Consider the following 19750-nt stretch of genomic DNA (forward strand, 5'->3'; position numbering starts at 1 on the left):
AACATAATGAAAACGGAAGTACGTCGCGACCGAGTACAGGTAGCGGTGATCGGTGCCGGCCCGGCCGGCGTTTTGGCAGCCACCTTGCTGCATCGCCAGGGGATCAGTGTCAGGGTCCTGGAAAAGAACCACTTTCCACGGTTTTCCATCGGCGAGAGCCTGCTGCCCCAATCCATGGTCTATCTGGAAGAGGCGGGCCTCATCGGGGGGCTACAGGACAAGGCTCAGGAACTGGGCTTTCAGTTTAAAAACGGCGCCGGCTTTCGCCACCAGGGCCGCTACGTCGATTTTGACTTCACCGACAAGGTCAGCCCGGGCCCGGGTACCACCTTTCAGGTAAAAAGGGCGGCCTTTGACAAACTACTGGCCGACCAGGCCCAGGAGCAGGGGGTGGATATCCGTTTCGGCCACGGCATCGACACCGTGACGACGGACGAGCAGCAGGCGCTGCTGACCGGCACCGACAACGAGGGCAATGCCTACCAGGTTGCCGCCGACTTTGTGCTGGACGCCTCCGGTTTTGCCCGGGTACTGCCAAGGCTGTTTGACCTGGAAAGTCCCTCCGGCCTGGCGCCGCGCCAATCCTTTTTCACCCATGTGCGCGACCACATAGCCCCGGCGGATTTTGATCGCAACAAGATCCTCATCAGCGTCCACCCCCAGCACCATGATGTCTGGTACTGGCTTATTCCCTTCAGTGACGGCACCTGTTCTTTGGGAGTGGTGGGGGAAGTGGCTTACTTCGAAGAGCGTGGCCTGGATAACGAAACCATGCTGCGCACCCTGGTGGCTGAAGAACCGGGGCTCAAGGCCCTGCTGAGCCAGGCCCAGTACCTCAATCCGGTCAACAGCCTCAAGGGCTACTCGGCCAAGGTCAAGCAGCTGTGGGGCAAGCGCTATGCCCTGCTGGGCAATGCCGGTGAGTTTTTGGACCCGGTGTTCTCTTCTGGGGTCACCATTGCCTTTACCTCGGCTAGCCTCGCCGCCAAGGCTTTGGTGCGCCAGTTCAAGGGTGATGTGGTGGACTGGCAGGCCGATTACGCCCAGCCCCTGCAGCAGGGAGTGGATGTGTTTCGCACCTATGTGGAAGGCTGGTACGACGGCATATTCCAGGACGTGATCTTCTACCCCAATCCCCAGGCCCAGATTAAGCGCATGGTCTGTTCCATCCTGGCGGGGTACGCTTGGGACAGGTCCAACCCTTATGTGGCCGAGTCCAAGCGCCGCTTGGCGGCCCTGGCCGAGGTCTGCCGCCTGAACTGAGCTAAGGCCGGCGTAGCCAAATGCCGGCCTTTCTGCAACAGTGTAGGCAGATAGCCAAGGAGAACAGTGCCATGAAAAGATGGATGTCCCTGCCGGTGTTGGCCCTGGCGGCCTGTACCAGCGTGCCGCCAGAAGGGGTGGATGCCCGGATGCAGCGATGGCAAGGCTACCCGGTAGAAGCTTTAATGGACAAGTGGGGGGTACCGGCCCAGACCACCAAAGTGGAAGGCCAGGACTGGCTTATTTACCGGGATAGCCGCAGTTCGTCCAAGCCCAGCATAGGGGTAGGGGTTGGCGGAGGGTCCGGCAACGTATTTGGTTCCATCGGTACCGTCTTCGGCGGTGGCCGCAGCAGTGACGGCTGTACCCGCCAAGTGGTGGTGGCTGACGGCAAGGTGGCGCAGATCCGCTGGCAGGGGGACCCTAAACTCTGTTGGGAACTGACCCCGGTACCCGGCGATACCCCGCAACAATGAGGGCGGCCAGGCAGGTCCGCCTCGGCAGGGAGCGTTAATGATGGACAAGCGATTTTGGCTGTGGGCGACCATGGCGATGCTGGCGGGGTGCCAACGCCCCGATGACCCCAGTTTCTATGACACCCAGTGGTATCTGGCACCAGAGACGGTGCAGGGGCCCTTGCGTACTGCGGCCAGCGGCACCAAGGGGGTGACCCTGAGGTTGACCTCGGACGGCAAGCTGTCAGGTAGCAGCGGCTGTAACCGCTATTTCGGTTCTTACCAGCTGGTCAACGGTACCGCCTTCCAGGTGGGGGCCATCGGCAGCACCAAGATGGCTTGCCTGGGTGAGCTGATGCAGGGGGAAGGGCTGTTCCTGGACCGGCTGAGCAAGGCCAACTGGCTGGAACAGGAAGGTGACACCCTCAAGCTCTACTCCGACGGATTCGAGACACCGCTGCGTTTTCGCCAGCAGCGTTAGTCCCACTCCAACACTTCGCGCCGCTGGCGCAGATCCAGGTTCACCCGCAGCAGACCGTCTTCCATGATGGTGCGGGTGGGCAGCCCCGACTTCCTGAAGACCCCTATCATGCCCCTGTTTTGGGGCAATACCTCGGCCACGAACTCTTCAATGCCCTGCTCCCGGGCGATTTTGACCAGGTGGTTGAAGAGGATGAAGCCGACCCCATGGCTTTGCAGGCTGTCCACCACGGCACAGGCAAATTCGGCCCTTTTGACCTTGGTGCCCGGCAGCACTATGTAGCGGCCTATGCCCAGTGCCTCTTCTTCGCCTTTATCGCTGTAATGGCCGGCAGCGATGGCCACGTGGTTTTCAAAGTCCACGTCGGTAAAGCGGGCCGCTTCGTCCAGGCTCATCTGCCATTTGGGGCGCATGAAGCGGTAGTAGATGGAACGGTCGGACATGTGCTCGTAGGCCTTGAGCAGGGCGTACTTGTCTTCCCGGCGCACGGCGCGCACGAAAACGGGGGTGCCGTCTTTCATGCGGTCAAAGGACAGGTAGTGGCGGCTGTTGATCATGGGGAGCCCGTGCGCAATTTGCGCATAGTGTAACCACTTATGATGGCCAACACAGGATCTGGATCAACTGCGCGGAGCAGTTGTAAAAAACCCCGCCGGGGCGGGGTTTTTGTTTAGAGGTCGAAGTCGTCCAGGTCGCCAAGGTCGACATTGGCGTCGATTTGGCCCACCAGGTAGGAGCTTATTTCCGACTCCTGGGGCGCCACCTGCACGTTGTCCGAGACCAGCCAGGCATTGATCCAGGGGATGGGGTTGGAGGTGGTGGCAAAGGCCGGGGTCAGGCCCACCGCGTTCATCCGCACATTGGTGATGTATTCCACGTACTGGCTGAGGATGGACTCGTTCAGGCCGATCATGGAACCGTCTTTAAACAGGTACTTGGCCCAGGCCTTTTCCTGCTCGGCGGCGCGGGTAAACAGCGCTTCGCTCTCGGCGCGGCACTCGATGGCAATTTCGGCCCACTCGTTGCCTTCCTTGCCGTCGCGCATCAGGTTCAAGATCTGCTGGGTGCCGCTCAAATGCAGGGCTTCGTCCCGGGCGATGAACTTGATGATCTTGGCGTTGCCTTCCATCAGTTTGCGCTCGGCAAAGGCAAAGGAGCAGGCAAAGCTGACATAGAAGCGGATGGCTTCCAGGGCGTTGACCGCCATCATGCACAGATAGAGCTTTTTCTTGAGATCCCGGAGGTTTATCTCATAGGTCTTGCCGCCCACCAGATGGCTGCCTTCGCCGTGCAGTTGCCAGATCTGGGTGTACTCGATGAGCACATCGTAATAACCGGCAATCTCGTCGGCGCGCTTTTGGATCTCCTCGTTCATCACGATATCGTCGAAGACCTTCGACGGATCGGCGACGATATTGCGGATGATGTGGGTGTAGGAGCGCGAGTGAATGGTCTCGGAAAAAGACCAGGTCTCTATCCAGGTTTCCAGCTCAGGGATGGACACCAGGGGCAGCAGGGCCACGTTGGGGCTGCGGCCTTGGATGGAATCCAGCAGGGTCTGGTATTTGAGGTTGGACAGGAAGATATGCTGCTCGTGCTCAGGCAGCTGGGAAAAATCCACACGGTCTTTTGAGACGTCCACTTCTTCCGGGCGCCAGAAGAAGGACAGCTGCTTTTCAATCAGCTTTTCAAAGACTTCATATTTTTGTTGGTCGTAGCGGGCCACGTTGACCGGCTGGCCGAAGAACATCGGCTCGGTCAGCGCATTGTTGTTGACCCGGCTGAAAGTGGTGTAACGCATTCGCTAATGGCTCCCTGAGGAAGGGGGGCTTAGCCCCCCTTCAAATCATCAAATCTTGCAAGCACCGCCGGCGCAACCGTCATCTTCTTCCATGATGGCGACAGTGGCCTGGGGTTCCTTGGCGGCGGTGGCAGACAGATCTTTTTGGGCATCTGCGGCGCCGTCACGGGTGTTGTGATAGTACAGGGTCTTCACACCGTATTTATAGGCGGTGAGCAGATCCTTGATCATCGATTGCATCGGCACCTTGCCGCCCGGGAATTTGGCCGGGTCGTAGTTGGTGTTGGCGCTGATGGACTGGTCGATGAACTTCTGCATGATGCCCACCAGTTGCAGGTAGCCATCGTTGTTGGGGATGTCCCACAGCAGCTCGTAAGCGTTCTTGAGGTTCTCGTAGTCCGGTACCACCTGGCGCAGGATGCCGTCCTTGGAGGCCTTCACGGAAATGTGGCCGCGCGGCGGTTCAATGCCGTTGGTGGCGTTGGAGATCTGCGAGCTGGTCTCGGAGGGCATCAGCGCCGACAGGGTGCTGTTGCGCAGGCCATGCTGGACGATGTCCTTGCGCAGCTGTTCCCAATCCAGGTGCAGCGGCTCTTCGACAATCTTGTCCAAGTCCTTTTTGTAGGTGTCGATGGGCAGTACGCCTTTGGCGTAGGTGGTCTCATCGAACATGGGGCAGGCGCCGCGCTCTTTGGCCAATTCCATGGAGGCTTTGAGCAGGTAGTACTGCATGGCCTCGAAGGTCTTGTGGGTCAGGCCGTTGGCGCTGCCGTCGGAGTAGCGCACGCCGTTCTTGGCGAGATAATAGGCGTAGTTGATGACGCCCACACCCAAAGTGCGGCGGCCCATGGTGGCGATATGAGCGGCCTTGACCGGGTAGTCCTGGTAGTCCAGCAGGCTGTCCAGGGCCCGTACCGCCAGCTCGGCCAGTTCTTCGAACTCGCTGATGTCGCTGATGGCGCCGAGGTTAAAGGCGGACAGGGTACACAGGGCAATCTCGCCGTTCTCGTCGTTGATGTCCATCAACGGCTTGGTGGGCAGGGCGATTTCCAGGCACAGGTTGGACTGGCGCACCGGCGCCACAGCCGGGTCAAAGGGGCTGTGGGTGTTGCAGTGGTCCACGTTCTGCACGTAGATGCGGCCGGTAGAAGCACGCTCGGACAGCACCAGGGAGAACAGCTCCACGGCTTTGACGCTGCGTTTGCGGATCGACTCGTCCTGCTCGTACTTGGCGTAGAGCTCTTCGAACTTGGCCTGATCGGCAAAGAAGGCGTCATAAAGGCCAGGCACGTCGGAGGGGCTGAACAGGGTGATGTCGCCGCCCTTGATCAGGCGCTGGTACATCAGGCGGTTGATCTGTACGCCGTAATCCATGTGCCGGACCCGGTTTTCCTCAACGCCACGGTTGTTCTTCAGTACCAGCAGGTTCTCCACCTCCAGGTGCCACAGGGGGTAGAACAGGGTGGCAGCGCCACCTCGGACCCCGCCCTGGGAACAGGACTTAACGGCGGTCTGGAAGTGCTTGTAGAAGGGGATACAGCCGGTATGGAAGGCTTCGCCGCCGCGAATGGGGCTACCCAGGGCGCGGATACGGCCGGCGTTGATACCGATACCGGCACGCTGGGAGACGTACCGGACTATCGCAGCCGCCGTGGCGTTGATGGAATCGAGGGAGTCACCGGTCTCGATCAGCACGCAGGAGCTGAACTGACGGGTGGGGGTGCGCACGCCGGACATGATGGGCGTGGGCAGGGAAAGCTTGAAGGTGGACACGGCGTCGTAGAAACGCTTGATGTAGTCCAGGCGCGTATCGTGGGGGTAGTCCGCGAACAGACAGGCGGCCACCAGGATATAAAGGAACTGGGCAGATTCGTAGATCTCGCCGGTTACCCGGTTTTGCACCAGGTATTTGCCTTCCAGCTGTTTGACCGCCGCGTAGGAGAAGTTCATGTCGCGGCCGTGCTCGATCAGGCCGTTGAGGGTGTCGAAATCCTCGCGGGAATAATCGGACAACAGGTGTTTGTCGTATTTGCCCATCTCCACCATCTTGCTGACATGGTCAAACAGGTGGGGGGGCTCGAACTCACCGTAGGCTTTTTTGCGCAGGTGAAACACCGCCAGGCGGGCGGCCAGGTACTGATAGTCAGGCGCTTCTTCGCTGATCAGATCAGCGGCGGCCTTGATCAGGGTTTCATGGATGTCAGCGGTCTTGATCCCGTCATAGAACTGGATCTGGGCGCGCAGTTCCACCTGGGAGACAGAGACGTTATTGAGACCATCGGCGGCCCAGGTAACAACGCGATGGATCTTGTCCAGATCGATCGCTTCCTGCTGGCCGTTGCGCTTGGTGACGAGGAGGTTCTTATTCATGGCTTACCTTATCTGCCTTTTCCCTAAGTACCGCCGGCAACACTACTTCGACACTGGCGTGTATGACCTGTGTATTTTAGATACACAAGATATTGGGTTTTTTTACGATACGAGGAACAAGATAGTGAGGTATTGGGTCGCTTTCAAGTTTGCTAAGTGGTGGCTTTTTGCCCCTGTGAGTATCCACTAACGTAAGGGCAAAGGGCGTCGCCGCCCTTTTGAAAAAGCAAGCCCTGGGAAGAAAAATCCGATCACAAGACCGATCGACTGATCTTGCACCACTTGGTTACCTCGAGGGGGTGCGTCAGTACCCCTTGGGCCGGCCAGCGAGGGTGACTGTCATCCACATAACCCCAACTGGCCACCAGGCCCTGCATGCCGGCGCCCTGGGCCGCTTCCATATCGGTTAGAGCATCCCCCAGATAAAGGCAATGCTCAGGCTCTACCCCCAGCATGGCGGCGGCGTGCAGCAGGGGCAGGGGGCTTGGCTTGCGTTCGGTCAGGGTGTCGCCACAAACCAGGGCCTGGCAGGCGTCCAAGGCCGGGAAATGGGGCAGGGCGGCCACCGTTAAATGGGTGACCTTGTTGGTGACGATGCCCCAGGGTATGGCTGCCTGGTTAAGGGCTCCGATCAGCTCGGCGACGCCGTCAAAGAGCCGGGTCTCGGCGGAGATGTCCCTAAGGTAGGCGTCCCAAAAAGCCTGGCGCAGCGCTTCTTGCTCAAAGGCCCCTTCCCCAAAGCCCAGGGTCAGCAGGCTCTTGGTGCCGTGGGTAGCATGGGGGCGCACTTCATCCAGGGTCTTAAGGGGCTTGTGGTGGGCCGCCAGCACCTCGTTGAGGGCCCGGCGCAGGTCCGGGGCGGTATCGAGCAGGGTACCATCGAGGTCAAAAAGAACCGCGCTCATGCCGGCTTCCTGGCGGCGACCAGATAGTTCATGTCCAGGCGTGCCGAGCGGTTGAACTGACCGGTAAAGAGGTTGTAGCTCATGCCCACCGCCTTTTCGCTGACGATACCGGCCTGGTCGCAAAAGCCCATCAGCTCTGCCGGCTTGATGAACTTGTGGTAGTCGTGGGTGCCGGCGGGTAGCCAGCGCAGGATGCGCTCGGCGGCAAAGACCCCAAGGGCCCAGGCTTTGGGCGTGCGATTGAGGGTGGAGAACACCAGGGTGCCGCCTGGCTTGCACAACTTGGCGCAGGCGCTCACCACCGACTGCGGATCCGGTACGTGCTCGAGCATTTCCATGCAGGTGACCACGTCGAACTGGCCGGGCAGCTCTTCGGCCAGGGCTTCGGCGGTGATCTGCCGGTATTGGAGGTCTACGCCAACCTCGGCGGCGTGGGCGCGGGCCACGTTCAGAGGTTCCCCGCCCATGTCGATGCCGGTGACCACGGCGCCCAAGCGGGCCATGGACTCACTCAAAATGCCGCCACCACAGCCGATGTCGACCACGCGCTTGCCTGCCAGACCATCGGCCATCTCTTCGACAAAACCCAGCCGTACTGGGTTCAGCTGGTGCAGGGGTTTGAATTCCCCTTCCTTATCCCACCAGCGATGGGCCATGGCCTCGAACTTGGCGATTTCGGCGTTATCAACGTTGTTATTCATCTTCACCTTCCAACATTGGCTGACGGGGCATTATAGCCCTGAGTGCGTTGCCTTTTCATGGTCAACGTCGACCGTTGTGGTATAGTGGCTCACTTTGTTGGAAGACCTTTAATAGGGACGACTGAGATGAGCGATCTGGCCAAAGAAATTGTGCCGGTCAGTATCGAGGACGAGCTCAAGAGCTCCTACCTTGACTACGCCATGAGCGTTATCGTCGGCCGGGCTCTGCCCGATGTGCGCGACGGCCTCAAACCGGTACACAGGCGCGTTCTATTTGCCATGCACGAGCTCGGCAACGACTGGAACAAGCCCTATAAGAAATCGGCCCGTGTAGTAGGGGATGTGATAGGTAAATATCACCCCCATGGTGACTCCGCTGTGTATGACGCCATCGTGCGTCTGGCCCAGCCTTTCTCCATGCGCTACACCCTGGTGGACGGGCAGGGGAACTTCGGCTCGGTGGACGGCGACTCCGCTGCCGCCATGCGTTACACCGAAGTGCGCATGGCCAAGATCTCCCACGAACTGCTGGCGGATCTGGAAAAGGAAACCGTCGATTTCGTTCCCAACTACGACAACACCGAACAGATCCCCGATGTGCTGCCGACCCGGGTGCCGAACCTGCTGGTTAACGGCGCCGCCGGTATCGCCGTCGGTATGGCCACCAACATTCCTCCCCATAACTTAAAAGAAGTGGTGGGTGGCTGTGTGGCCCTGATCGACAATCCGGAATTGACCATCGACGAGTTGATGGAATACATCCCGGGCCCCGACTTCCCCACCCAGGGCATCATCAACGGCAAGAGCGGCATTCGTGACGCCTACCACACCGGTCGCGGCAAGATTTACATCCGTGCCCGCGCCGAGGTGGAAGTCAACGAAGACAACGGCCGTGAGACCATCATCGTCCACGAACTGCCCTACCAGGTGAACAAGGCGCGGCTGATTGAAAAGATCGCCGAGCTGGTCAAGGAAAAACGCCTCGAGGGCATCAGCGCCCTGCGTGACGAGTCCGACAAAGACGGCCTGCGGGTGGTTATCGAGCTCAAGCGTGGCGAAGCCGGCGAAGTGGTGCTCAACAAGCTCTACTCCCTGACCCAGATGCAGGTGGTGTTCGGCATCAACATGGTGGCCCTGGACCAAAACCAGCCGCGCCTGTTTAACCTCAAGGACTCCCTTGAGTGCTTTATCAATCACCGCCGTGAAGTGGTGACCCGCCGCACCATCTTTGAACTGCGTAAAGCCCGCGAGCGCGCTCATGTACTGGAAGGCCTGGCCATTGCCCTGGCCAACATCGATCCGGTCATCGAGCTTATCCGCCGCAGCCCGACCCCGGCCGAAGCCAAAGCCGGCCTGGTCAGCACCCCTTGGGAGCTGGGCAACGTGGCGTCCATGCTCGAAGGCGCCGGCACCGATGCCGCCCGCCCCGAGAGCCTGGAGCCGCAATACGGCATCCGCGACGGCAAATACTACCTGACCGAAGTGCAGGCCCAGGCCATTTTGGACCTTCGTCTGCACCGCCTGACCGGCCTTGAGCACGAGAAGATCCTCGACGAATACAAGGGTCTGTTGGACCTCATCAAGGAACTGCTGCACATCCTGGCCTCTCCGGCTCGCTTGATGGAAGTGATCCGCGAAGAGCTGGTGGCCGTTGCCGAGCAGTTTGGCGACGAGCGCCGCACCGAGATCAGCGAGTCTTCCGCCGACATTTCCATCGAGGATTTGATCGCCGAAGAAGACGTAGTGGTGACCCTGTCCCACGAAGGCTACGTCAAGTACCAGGCCCTGGCCGACTACGAGGCTCAGCGCCGTGGTGGTAAGGGTAAGGCAGCCACCAAGATGAAGGATGAAGACTTCATCGAGCAGCTGCTGGTGGCCAACACCCACGACACCATTTTGTGCTTCTCCAGCCGTGGCCGCCTCTACTGGCTCAAGGTTTACCAGTTGCCCCTGGCCAGCCGCACCGCCCGTGGCCGCCCCATCATCAACCTGCTGCCCTTGGAAGCGGACGAGCGCATCACCGCCATTCTGCCGGTGCGCGAGTACGAAGAAGGCAAATACATCTTTATGGCTACCGCCTTCGGTACCGTGAAGAAAACCGCCCTGACCGAGTACAGCCGCCCCCGTTCCAACGGCATCATCGCCGTCAACCTCAATGAGGGCGACGAACTGATCGGTGTCACCATCACCGACGGCAGCAACGAAGTGATGCTGTTCAGCGATGAAGGCAAAGTGGTGCGCTTTAGCGAAGACCAGGTGCGGGCCATGGGCCGTGGCGCCACCGGTGTGCGTGGTATCAACCTGGAAGACGGTCAGTCCGTGGTGTCCATGGTGATCCCCAGCGCCGAGGTGGACATCCTTACCGTCACCGAGAACGGTTACGGCAAGCGTACCGCCCAGGACGAGTACCCGGCCAAGAGCCGGGCCACCAAAGGGGTGGTGTCCATCAAGGTCTCCGAGCGTAACGGCAAGGTGGTTGGTGCGGTAGCAGTTGAAGAAAGCGATGAAATTATGCTTATCTCCAACCGTGGCACCCTGGTGCGCACCCGGGTCAACGAAGTATCCCGGGTCGGCCGTAACACCCAAGGGGTGACCATTATCCGCACCGCAACGGATGAGAAGGTTGTTGGCTTGCAGCGCATCGCCGAAGTGGACGAGGAAGTGGTCCCAGAGGTCGAAGGCGAGAGCGCCGACGAGTGATTCAAAAGCGGCCGCCAGGCCGCTTTTTACGTATTAAAAGGGTTGTATGAATAAAGTATTCAATTTTTGTGCAGGCCCCGCCATGCTGCCCCCGGCGGTGCTCCAGCGCGCCCAGAGTGAAATGATCGACTGGCAAGGCCTGGGCGTGTCGGTGATGGAAGTGTCCCACCGCGACAAGCCCTTTATGGCGGTAGCGGCCAAAGCCGAGGCCGACCTTCGCGAGCTGATGGCCATTCCCGACAACTACAAGGTGCTGTTCCTGGCCGGCGGCGGCCGCAGCCAATTTACCGCCGTGCCCCTTAACCTGCTCAAAGAAGGCGAGCAGGCCGACTACCTGATCACCGGTCAATGGTCCAAGGCCGCCTTCGAGGAAGCCAAGCGCTTTCGCGACGTGGCCATTGCCGCCGAAATCGACATGAGCACCAAGCCCATCGCGTTGCCTGTCGACATCAAGGTAAGAGCAGGAGCCAAGTACCTCCATTACTGCCCCAACGAAACCGTGGACGGCATCGAGATGTTCGAAGAGCCGGCAGTGGACGTGCCTTTGGTGGCGGACATGTCTTCTTGCATCCTGTCCCGTCGTATCGATGTCAGCAAATACGGCCTGATTTACGCCGGCGCCCAGAAGAACATCGGCCCGTCCGGCCTGGCGGTAGTGATTGTGCGCAGCGACTTGCTGCGGGATGACATGCAGGTGCCCTGCATCTGGGATTACGCCCAGCAGGCCCAGCAGGGCTCCATGGTCAATACCCCGCCGACCTATGCCTGGTACCTGGCTGGCCTGGTGTTCGAGTGGCTCAAAGAAGTGGGTGGCGTTGCCGCCATGGAAGCCCACAATGCCGCCAAGGCCGAACTCCTGTACGGCGCCATCGACAGCCTGCCGTTGTATCAGAACCTGGTGGATGCCAGCTGCCGTTCGCGAATGAACGTGGTGTGGCAGCTCAAGGACGAAAGCCTCAACGAGGCCTTCCTCGCCGAAGCCGAGGCCCTGGGCTTGCTGGCCCTTAAAGGCCACCGCTTCGTGGGCGGTATGCGCGCCTCCATGTACAACGCCATGCCCTTGGCCGGCACCCAGGCCCTGGTGGCCTTCATGCAGGACTTTGCCGCCCGTCATGGCTGAGCTTGAGCGGCTGCGCCAGCAGATAGACGAGGTCGATCAGGCCCTGCTGTCCTTGCTGGGCAAAAGGTTGGCCCTGGCCGACACCCTGGGGGAACTCAAAGGGGGCCGGGTGTTCGACCCGGCTCGCGAGTTTGCCCTGGTGGAAAGCCGGGTACAGGGTTTCCCCGACCTGCCTGCGCCTGTGGTGCGCCAGTTCTGCCGGGACTGGGTGTCCCTGTGCCGGGGGCACCAGGGCCGCTTTTGTATCGCCAGCCAAAGCCCGCAGTTGGCCAAGGCCCTGCTGGGTCGTTACACCCAGACCCTCACCACCCAGGACCCTTTTGCCGCCGTTTTCCAAGGGGAAGCGGACGGCGCCCTGTGGCTGGGCCCTTTGCCTGACAGTCTCAAAGGTCTGTTGGTGGCGGCGGCTTTTCGCCACGGCCAGCAGGCCGGTTTCCTGCTGACCGCCGACGGCGCCAAAGGGGGCCATTGGCAGTTGGCGGCCCAGGGCCCCGGCGAGGCGGTGGGTGATCACTGGTTTTTGATTTCCGGGCATCAGTTTGATGTCTGGCCTTTGCTTTCGGATGAATAACATGGAATTACTGCAACTGACCGCCGGCGGCAGCGTCAGCGGTACCCTGGCCATGCCCGGCTCCAAATCCCTGTCCAACCGGGCTTTGCTGCTGGGCGCCTTCTGCCAGGCCCCCACTACCCTGAGTAACGTCCTGGACGCCGACGATATCCGCCATATGCGCAGCGCTTTCAAAGCCTTGGGTGTGGCTGTCAGTGAACAGGGCGACGATCTGGTGGTGGCCGGTCCCTGGCAGCCCCAGAGCCCGGTTGGTGCCATTTTCCTGGGTAACGCCGGCACTGCCATGCGCCCTTTGACAGCGGCCCTGGCGCTAACCCCGGGCACCTTCGAGCTGACCGGCGAGCCGCGCATGTATGAGCGCCCCATAGGGGATCTGGTGGATGCCCTTCGGCAACTGGGTGCCGACATCCAGTACCTGGGGGAAGAGGGCTACCCGCCCCTTAAAATTAACGGCAAGAAGCTGGCCGGCGGCACCTTGAGCGTCAGGGGCGACCTGTCCAGCCAGTTCCTGTCGGCGCTGCTGATGGCTGCACCCCTGTGTGAAGGGGACGTCACTATCAAGGTGGATGGCGAGCTGGTGTCCAAACCCTATGTGGAGCTGACCCTGGGGCTGATGGCGCAGTTTGGGGTCAAGGCCCTGCGCCCCGATGAGCAGACCTTCGTCATCACCAAGGACAGCCAATACCACAGCCCTGGCCACTACTACGTGGAAGGGGACGCCTCTTCCGCCTCCTACTTTGCCGCCGCCGGCGCCATCGGCGGTGACGTCACCATCAAGGGCCTTTTCAAAGGCATGCTGCAAGGGGACGTGGACTTTGTGGACGCCCTGGAGCAAATGGGCGCCGTCGTCGAGTGGGGCGAGCACCAGGTACGGGTGCGTAAGGGCGAGCTCAAAGGCATCGACATCGACGCCAATGCCATTCCCGATGCCGCCATGACCCTGGCCACCACGGCGCTCTTTGCCCAAGGTGAGACGGTTATCCGCAATATCTACAACTGGCGCCTCAAGGAAACCGACCGCCTCCATGCCATGGCCACCGAGCTCAAGAAGGTGGGCGCCGAGGTGGAAGAGGGCAGGGACTACATCCGTGTCAGCCGGGGCCATGCCATCCAGTACGCCGAGATCGATACCTACAACGATCACCGCATGGCCATGTGTTTTGCCCTGCTGGCCCTGGGCCAGAGCCCCATAGGCATTCGCGATCCCAAGTGTACCGCCAAGACTTTTCCTGATTTCTTTGAACGCTTTGGCGCGATTAGGCAAGGTAATTGACAGCCTTTTACCCTATAATGCGCGCCCGACGCCTGCAGGTTTTGGCCTGCATCCGTAGAAATGGAGGATTTTATGGCTGATTTGGTACCCGTCGTCACCGTAGACGGGCCCAGCGGTGTAGGCAAAGGTACCCTGTGCCAACACCTGGCCGACCGGCTGGGCTGGCATTTCCTGGATTCCGGTGCCATTTATCGCGTGCTGGCCCTGGCGGCGCTTCACCATCAGTGCCCCCTGGAAGACGAAGAGGCCCTGGTGCCGTTGGCCGCGCATCTGGACGTGCAGTTCGAGCCCCAGGACGGCCAGGTCAAGGTGATCCTCGAAGGGGAAGACGTCACCAGTGCCATCCGTACCCAGGACGTGGCCAATACCGCCTCGAAAGTGGCGGCCTTTCCCCGGGTCCGTGAAGCCCTGCTGCGCCGTCAGCGTGCCTTCCAAAAGGCCCCAGGCCTGGTGGCCGACGGCCGCGATATGGGCACAGTGGTGTTTAAAAATGCCCAGGTTAAATTGTTCCTGACCGCCAGCGCCGAAGTCCGCGCCGAGCGCCGATTTCAGCAGTTGCTGGCGTCTGGGCAGGATGCTAAAATTGAACGTCTTTTAACCGAGATACGTGAGCGTGACGAGCGTGATGCCAATCGCGCCGTGGCGCCGCTAAAGCCAGCGGAGGATGCGGTCATCATCGATACCAGCCATCTTTCCATCGAGCAGGTGCTCGATGCCGCCTGGCAGGAGGTTGTTGCCAAGATCCCGGCAGCGGCCAAGTAAGAACCCTTCCGCACCAAGGATTGGCGCGGAAAACCATGAACAACCCCATGTCGGACGGATGCCACATGGTTTGTTAAATAAGCAGACACACATGACTGAATCATTTGCTCAACTGTTCGAAGAAAGCCTGAAAGAGATCGAAACCCGCCCGGGTTCCATCGTTAAAGGTACCGTTGTCCGCGTTCAAAAGGACATCGTACTGGTCGACGCTGGTCTGAAATCTGAGTCCGCTATTCCTGCCGAACAGTTCAAAGACGCCAACGGCGAAATCACCGTTAACGTCGGTGACGTTGTTGACGTAGCCCTGGACACCGTAGAAGACGGCTTCGGCGAGACCATCCTGTCCCGCGAGAAGGCCAAGCGCTACGAAGCCTGGCTGGTGCTCGAGAAAGCTTACGAAAACAACGAGACCGTTATCGGTATCATCAACGGCAAAGTCAAAGGCGGCTTCACTGTCGACCTGGACGGCATCCGTGCCTTCCTGCCTGGCTCCCTGGTTGATGTGCGCCCGATCCGCGACACCGCTCACCTGGAAAACAAAGACCTGGAATTCAAGGTCATCAAGCTGGACCAGAAGCGTAACAACGTCGTGGTTTCCCGTCGCGCTGTGATCGAGTCCGAGAACAACGTTGAGCGTGAGCAACTGCTGCAAAACCTGCAAGAAGGTATGGAAGTCAAAGGTATCGTTAAGAACCTGACTGACTACGGTGCCTTCGTAGACCTGGGTGGCGTTGACGGCCTGCTGCACATCACCGACATGGCTTGGAAGCGCGTTAAGCATCCTTCCGAAATCGTCAATGTCGGCGACGAAATCACCGTCAAGGTACTGAAGTTCGACCGCGAGCGTACCCGTGTATCCCTGGGCCTCAAGCAACTGGGTGCCGATCCGTGGGTTTCCATCGCCGAGCGTTACCCTGAAGGTCACAAGCTCAAAGGCCGCGTGACCAACCTGACCGACTACGGCTGCTTCGTTGAAATCGAAGAAGGCGTTGAAGGCCTGGTACACGTTTCCGAAATGGACTGGACCAACAAAAACATCCACCCCTCCAAGGTTGTCAACCTGGGCGACGAAGTGGAAGTTATGGTTCTGGACATCGACGAAGAACGTCGTCGTATCTCCCTGGGCCTCAAGCAGTGCAAACAAAACCCCTGGGAAGAGTTTGCCGGCCGCTTCAACAAGGGCGACCAGGTTTCCGGTAAGATCAAGTCCATCACCGACTTCGGTATCTTCATTGGCCTGGACGGCGGCATCGACGGTCTGGTTCACCTGTCCGACATCTCCTGGAACGCTACCGGCGACGAAGCCGTTCGCGAGTACAAGAAAGGCGAAGAAATCACCGCCGTTGTACTGCAAGTGGATGCCGAGCGCGAGCGCATCAGCCTGGGCGTTAAGCAACTGGAAGCCGATCCGTTCAACAACTACCTGAACGATAAGAAGAAAGGTGCTATCGTTATTGGTACCGTGATCGCTGTTGACGCCAAAGGCGCCACCATCGATCTGGGCGAAGGTGTTGAAGGCTACCTGCGTGCCTCCGACATCTCCCGTGAGCGCATCGAAGACGCTTCTACCGTGCTGAAAGCCGGCGAAGAAGTTGAAGCCAAGTTCATGGGTGTTGACCGTAAGAACCGCACCATCTCCCTGTCCATCCGCGCTAAGGATGAAGCAGACGAGCGTGATGCCATCGATCACCTGAACAACCAGGAAGATGCGGTCATCCCGAACGCCATGGCTGAAGCTTTCAAAGCCGCCAAGAGCGAAGACTAATCAGGTGGGTGGGGCAAAGTGCCCCACCTCCTTGGCGCCGAGGAAGACCAAATGACCAAATCAGAACTCATTGAGAGTTTGACCGCCAAGTACGCCGACCTGCCCGCGCGGGATCTGGAACTGGCAGTTAAAGAAATTCTGGAGCAGATGGCCAATACCCTGGAAGCAGGGGAACGCATTGAGATCCGGGGATTTGGTAGCTTTTCCCTGCATTACCGAGCGCCCCGAGTCGGGCGTAATCCCAAGACGGGAGAGTCCGTTGAATTGCCGGCCAAACAGGTCCCGCATTTCAAACCGGGCAAGGAACTGCGGGAGAGGGTCAACCTCAGCGCTGATTCCTGATCAGCACCACTGAAAAAAACGGCATGCAATCGCATGCCGTTTTTGTGTCTGACGCCCCTTTTGGGCAATAATAGCGGCGTTTGCTCATGCCCACAGGAGGTGCGGTGGTCACCCTCATCAAATGGCTGTTTGCCATCCTCATTTTTGCCCTGGCCTTGGCCGTGGGTGCCCAAAATGCTCAGCCGATCGCGGTCAACTACCTGATCGCCCAGAAAACCCTGTCCGCAGGTCAGTGGTTAGGGATCGCCTTTGCCCTGGGAGCCGTACTGGCGTTCTTGGTACTTGGCACGCAATGCTGGGTACAGAGGCTCAAGATCCGGACCCTGCAACGCAAGCTGCGCGCCCAGACGAAAGACGCCTAGGTTATGGTTGAACTCCTGTTCCTGCTTTTACCCATAGCGGCCGGTTACGGCTGGTACATGGGGCGGCGCAGTGTGCGCCAGGAGCGGGAAGTCCATCGTAACCGCTTGTCGCAGCGCTATTTCAAGGGGCTCAACTTCCTGCTGTCTGACCAGCCAGATAAAGCGGTCGATCTCTTTATCGACATGCTGGCGGTGGACGCCGAGACCCTCGAGACCCACATGGCCCTGGGTAACCTCTTTCGCCGCCGTGGCGAGGTGGACAGGGCTATCCGCATCCACCAAAACCTGGTGGCCAGGCCATCCATCAGCGAGGACGACAGGCGTCTGGCGATGATGGAGCTGGGCCAGGACTTCATGGTAGCGGGGCTCTACGACAGGGCGGAGAACATTTTCGACGAGCTCAAGGACGATCCCGATCATCGCCAGCAGGCCCAAGAGCAGCTGCTGGCCATCTATCAACATACCAAGGACTGGCACCAGGCCGTGAAAGTGGCCAAGGCCATGGGCAAGGACAGGCCGGCGGCTATCAACCGGGCCCTTGGCCATTTCCATTGCCAGTTGGCGGAGCTGGCCCAGGACAAGGGCAAGACCGGCGACGCCATCAAGGAGTACAAGAAAGCCCTGGATGTGGACATGGGGTGCACCCGCGCCCGGGAAGGGCTGGCGCAACTTTATCGTCAGGCCAATAAATTGGATGATGCCCTGGCGGCCCTGGTGCCCGTGGTCAGCACCGATCCGGACAACACCTGTGAAGTACTGCCTCTGATAGCGGATCTGTTCAGCCGCCTGGGGGACAGTGAGGGGTATCGGGAGTTTTTGGCAAGGGCGGTTATTCGCGACAGCGGCGTGTCGGTGGTGCTGGCCCTGGCCGACCTGACCCAGGCCCAGGCCGGCCTGGACAGTGCAGAGGACTTGATGCTCGACGAGCTCAAGCGCCACCCCACCCTTAAGGGCTTTCGTCGCCTGATCCAGTATCAGCGTGAGAAGGTGGCCGAACCCTCGGCCAAGGAGAGCCTCAACCTGCTGGCCGAACTGGTTGAGCAGCAGATCCGTATCAGGCCCACTTACCGATGCCGCCACTGTGGCTTCAGTGCCAACAAGCGCTACTGGCTGTGCCCGTCCTGCCAGCAGTGGGGGCAGATCAAACCCATCCGTGGTTTGGATGGCGATTAAGGAGACAACATGCAAGACAAGCCGGTCGTAGTGGCCCTGGATTTTGACGATAAGGCCAAGGCCCTGGCCCTGGTGGACCAGCTTGACCCGGCCCAGTGCCGCCTCAAGGTGGGTAAGGAAATGTTTACCCTGTTTGGTCCGGAGCTGGTGCGCGACCTGGTGGGGCGGGGCTTTGACGTCTTCCTTGACCTTAAATTCCACGACATTCCCAATACCGTGGCCAAGGCAGTCGTTGCGGCTGCCGAGCTGGGGGTGTGGATGGTCAATGTCCATGCCAGCGGCGGCAGCCGCATGATGCGTGCCGCCAAGGAGGCCTTGGCCCCTTATGGTGACAAGGCGCCGCTGCTTATCGCCGTGACCGTACTCACCTCCATGACCGACAGCGAGCTGGCCGAGTTGGGGGTTGACGCCGATACAGCCCAGGAGCAGGTGCTGCGTCTAGCCAAACTGACTCAGCAGGCGGGTCTTGACGGTGTGGTCTGTTCCGCCAAGGAAGCAGGCCTGCTGAAAAGCACCTTGGGCAGCGACTTCAAACTGGTGACGCCGGGGATACGCCCTGCCGGCAGTGACGCCGGTGACCAACGCCGGGTGCTGACCCCCATGGACGCTATCGAGGCTGGCTCCGATTTTCTGGTGATAGGGCGACCCATAACCCAGGCCGGCGATCCCCTGGCGGTACTCAAGGCCATCAATGACAGCTTGCAAGGCTGAAAACTGACTATACTTAGGGTCGAGCGATGGAGGTGCTCAAGGGAACAATCTGGGTAAAGGAAACACCTATGAAACGGATTTTTCAGTCAGTGATATTGTTGGCCAGCGTGCTGGCCTGTGGCGTGGTCCCGGCAACCCGTGCCGAAACCGAGTCAGGCACTACCGCCATGGCACCAATGGTGGCCGAGACCGTGGACATAAATTCTGCCTCGGCAGAGGAAATCGCCCGCATTCTCAAGGGCGTCGGAGCGAAAAAGGCAGCGTTAATTGTTGAATATAGAGAGGCCCATGGTCCTTTCAAAAGCCTTGAAGACCTCAAGGCGGTGAAAGGCATTGGAGACAAGCTTCTCGACGCGAACGCCGATAAAATTCGCTTCAAGTAACAAAAGGGGCCGTTAGGCCCCTTTCTTTCGTCTAAAGGCCCATAAGCCATAGGGCAGGGCGGCCAAGGCACCAAAAAGGTGGGCCTGGGTTGCCACCGGTGCCCCTATCAGGCTGACCACCTCGGCCGACGGCCCCATCCACTGCTCCCAGCCAATCTTGATTGCCAGCCCCAACAGAATAAGCCAGCCGGTTTTCTCGCTACAGCGGATGTCCTCGAGCGCTCCCATCAAGATAAGCCCATGCAGCACGCCGGAAAGCCCCACATACCAGTAAAGCTCAGGGCTAAATACCAAGAGCCCCAGGCTGGTCATCAAGGCCAAGTAGCCAAGGCGCAGCCACCAGTCCCCAAAGCGGTAATAGCGGCCATGAAGCCAGGCGATCACCAGGACGCCGGCGCTGTTCATGGCAAAGTGCCAACCGTTGGTGTGCATCAAATGGCCGGTAACAAGGCGCCAAAGTTGGCCGTCTAGGATGGCCTGGCGGTCATAAATCAGCCATTGCCCCCAGTCGTTGGGCAGCAATGCCAGCAGCCCGCTCAGGCCGATCAGGGTAAAAGCTCCGACCAGATGTGGCATGTGAGGGTGACTCTTCTTAGAATGGGCCTCCATCCT

20 protein-coding genes are annotated in these 19750 nt (G+C 59.7%); 14 read left to right on the top strand and 6 right to left on the bottom strand.

Translation table 11 applies throughout. The features are described from left to right. Positions 1-6: 6 nt before the first annotated feature. From B3C1_RS03710 to B3C1_RS03720, 3 genes are all read left to right on the top strand, one after another. Positions 7-1263 (top strand): NAD(P)/FAD-dependent oxidoreductase, encoded by a 1257-nt coding sequence (locus B3C1_RS03710; RefSeq protein WP_008483005.1) that lies wholly within the window; start codon positions 7-9, stop codon positions 1261-1263. A gap of 71 nt (positions 1264-1334) precedes the next feature. Continuing rightward, positions 1335-1739 (top strand): hypothetical protein, encoded by a 405-nt coding sequence (locus B3C1_RS03715; protein ID WP_156804441.1) that lies wholly within the window; start codon positions 1335-1337, stop codon positions 1737-1739. Between the two features lie 40 nt (positions 1740-1779). Then, positions 1780-2199, top strand: a complete 420-nt coding sequence (locus B3C1_RS03720; protein WP_008483007.1) for an META domain-containing protein — start codon at positions 1780-1782, stop codon at positions 2197-2199. Here B3C1_RS03720 and B3C1_RS03725 read toward each other — a convergent pair. From B3C1_RS03725 to ubiG, 5 genes are all read right to left on the bottom strand, one after another. Then, entirely contained in the window at positions 2196-2756 is a 561-nt protein-coding gene (locus tag B3C1_RS03725) for a GNAT family N-acetyltransferase (protein ID WP_008483008.1), read from the bottom strand. The genes B3C1_RS03720 and B3C1_RS03725 overlap by 4 nt on opposite strands. A gap of 113 nt (positions 2757-2869) precedes the next feature. Continuing rightward, on the bottom strand, positions 2870-4000 hold the full coding sequence (gene nrdB, locus B3C1_RS03730; protein ID WP_008483009.1) for a class Ia ribonucleoside-diphosphate reductase subunit beta: 1131 nt from the start codon (positions 3998-4000) through the stop codon (positions 2870-2872). Between the two features lie 48 nt (positions 4001-4048). Next, entirely contained in the window at positions 4049-6370 is a 2322-nt protein-coding gene (gene nrdA, locus B3C1_RS03735) for a class 1a ribonucleoside-diphosphate reductase subunit alpha (RefSeq protein WP_008483010.1), read from the bottom strand. A gap of 251 nt (positions 6371-6621) precedes the next feature. Beyond that, complete coding sequence (locus B3C1_RS03745) at positions 6622-7275, bottom strand: HAD family hydrolase (RefSeq protein ID WP_008483012.1); 654 nt, start codon at positions 7273-7275, stop codon at positions 6622-6624. After that, positions 7272-7976: a bifunctional 2-polyprenyl-6-hydroxyphenol methylase/3-demethylubiquinol 3-O-methyltransferase UbiG gene (ubiG, locus tag B3C1_RS03750; RefSeq protein WP_008483014.1), complete on the bottom strand. Its 705-nt coding sequence runs from the start codon at positions 7974-7976 to the stop codon at positions 7272-7274. Before ubiG ends, B3C1_RS03745 begins: the two co-directional genes overlap by 4 nt. 126 nt (positions 7977-8102) lie before the next feature. Between ubiG and gyrA the strand changes: the two genes are divergently transcribed. The 11 genes from gyrA to B3C1_RS03805 all read left to right on the top strand — a co-directional run bounded on the left by gyrA (position 8103) and on the right by B3C1_RS03805 (position 19138). Continuing rightward, positions 8103-10676 carry a DNA gyrase subunit A gene (gyrA, locus tag B3C1_RS03755; RefSeq protein ID WP_008483016.1) on the top strand — a complete coding sequence of 858 codons (2574 nt, stop codon included), beginning with the start codon at positions 8103-8105 and terminating at the stop codon, positions 10674-10676. 46 nt (positions 10677-10722) lie between these two features. Then, on the top strand, positions 10723-11796 hold the full coding sequence (serC, locus tag B3C1_RS03760) for a 3-phosphoserine/phosphohydroxythreonine transaminase (protein WP_008483017.1): 1074 nt from the start codon (positions 10723-10725) through the stop codon (positions 11794-11796). Continuing rightward, positions 11789-12367 carry a chorismate mutase gene (locus B3C1_RS03765; protein WP_008483018.1) on the top strand — a complete coding sequence of 193 codons (579 nt, stop codon included), beginning with the start codon at positions 11789-11791 and terminating at the stop codon, positions 12365-12367. The genes serC and B3C1_RS03765 overlap by 8 nt, the downstream gene beginning before the upstream one ends. A gap of 1 nt (position 12368) precedes the next feature. Further along, complete coding sequence (aroA, locus tag B3C1_RS03770; RefSeq protein ID WP_008483019.1) at positions 12369-13640, top strand: 3-phosphoshikimate 1-carboxyvinyltransferase; 1272 nt, start codon at positions 12369-12371, stop codon at positions 13638-13640. A gap of 72 nt (positions 13641-13712) precedes the next feature. Further along, complete coding sequence (cmk, locus tag B3C1_RS03775; protein WP_008483020.1) at positions 13713-14402, top strand: (d)CMP kinase; 690 nt, start codon at positions 13713-13715, stop codon at positions 14400-14402. Between the two features lie 58 nt (positions 14403-14460). Continuing rightward, positions 14461-16167: a 30S ribosomal protein S1 gene (gene rpsA / locus B3C1_RS03780; RefSeq protein WP_272944682.1), complete on the top strand. Its 1707-nt coding sequence runs from the start codon at positions 14461-14463 to the stop codon at positions 16165-16167. A 51-nt stretch (positions 16168-16218) separates the two neighbouring features. Then, positions 16219-16509 (top strand): integration host factor subunit beta, encoded by a 291-nt coding sequence (locus B3C1_RS03785; protein WP_008483022.1) that lies wholly within the window; start codon positions 16219-16221, stop codon positions 16507-16509. A gap of 104 nt (positions 16510-16613) precedes the next feature. Continuing rightward, positions 16614-16871, top strand: a complete 258-nt coding sequence (locus B3C1_RS03790; protein ID WP_008483026.1) for a LapA family protein — start codon at positions 16614-16616, stop codon at positions 16869-16871. Between the two features lie 3 nt (positions 16872-16874). Beyond that, positions 16875-18044 carry a lipopolysaccharide assembly protein LapB gene (gene lapB / locus B3C1_RS03795; RefSeq protein WP_008483027.1) on the top strand — a complete coding sequence of 390 codons (1170 nt, stop codon included), beginning with the start codon at positions 16875-16877 and terminating at the stop codon, positions 18042-18044. A 9-nt stretch (positions 18045-18053) separates the two neighbouring features. Then, on the top strand, positions 18054-18755 hold the full coding sequence (pyrF, locus tag B3C1_RS03800) for an orotidine-5'-phosphate decarboxylase (protein ID WP_008483028.1): 702 nt from the start codon (positions 18054-18056) through the stop codon (positions 18753-18755). A 68-nt stretch (positions 18756-18823) separates the two neighbouring features. Further along, positions 18824-19138: a ComEA family DNA-binding protein gene (locus tag B3C1_RS03805; RefSeq protein ID WP_008483029.1), complete on the top strand. Its 315-nt coding sequence runs from the start codon at positions 18824-18826 to the stop codon at positions 19136-19138. A 12-nt stretch (positions 19139-19150) separates the two neighbouring features. On the opposite strand, the gene rrtA is transcribed toward B3C1_RS03805, so the two are convergent. Next, positions 19151-19714 (bottom strand): rhombosortase, encoded by a 564-nt coding sequence (gene rrtA / locus B3C1_RS03810; protein ID WP_008483030.1) that lies wholly within the window; start codon positions 19712-19714, stop codon positions 19151-19153. Positions 19715-19750: the final 36 nt, after the last annotated feature.

The organism is Gallaecimonas xiamenensis 3-C-1 (assembly GCF_000299915.1).
Lineage (GTDB): Bacteria > Pseudomonadota > Gammaproteobacteria > Enterobacterales > Gallaecimonadaceae > Gallaecimonas > Gallaecimonas xiamenensis.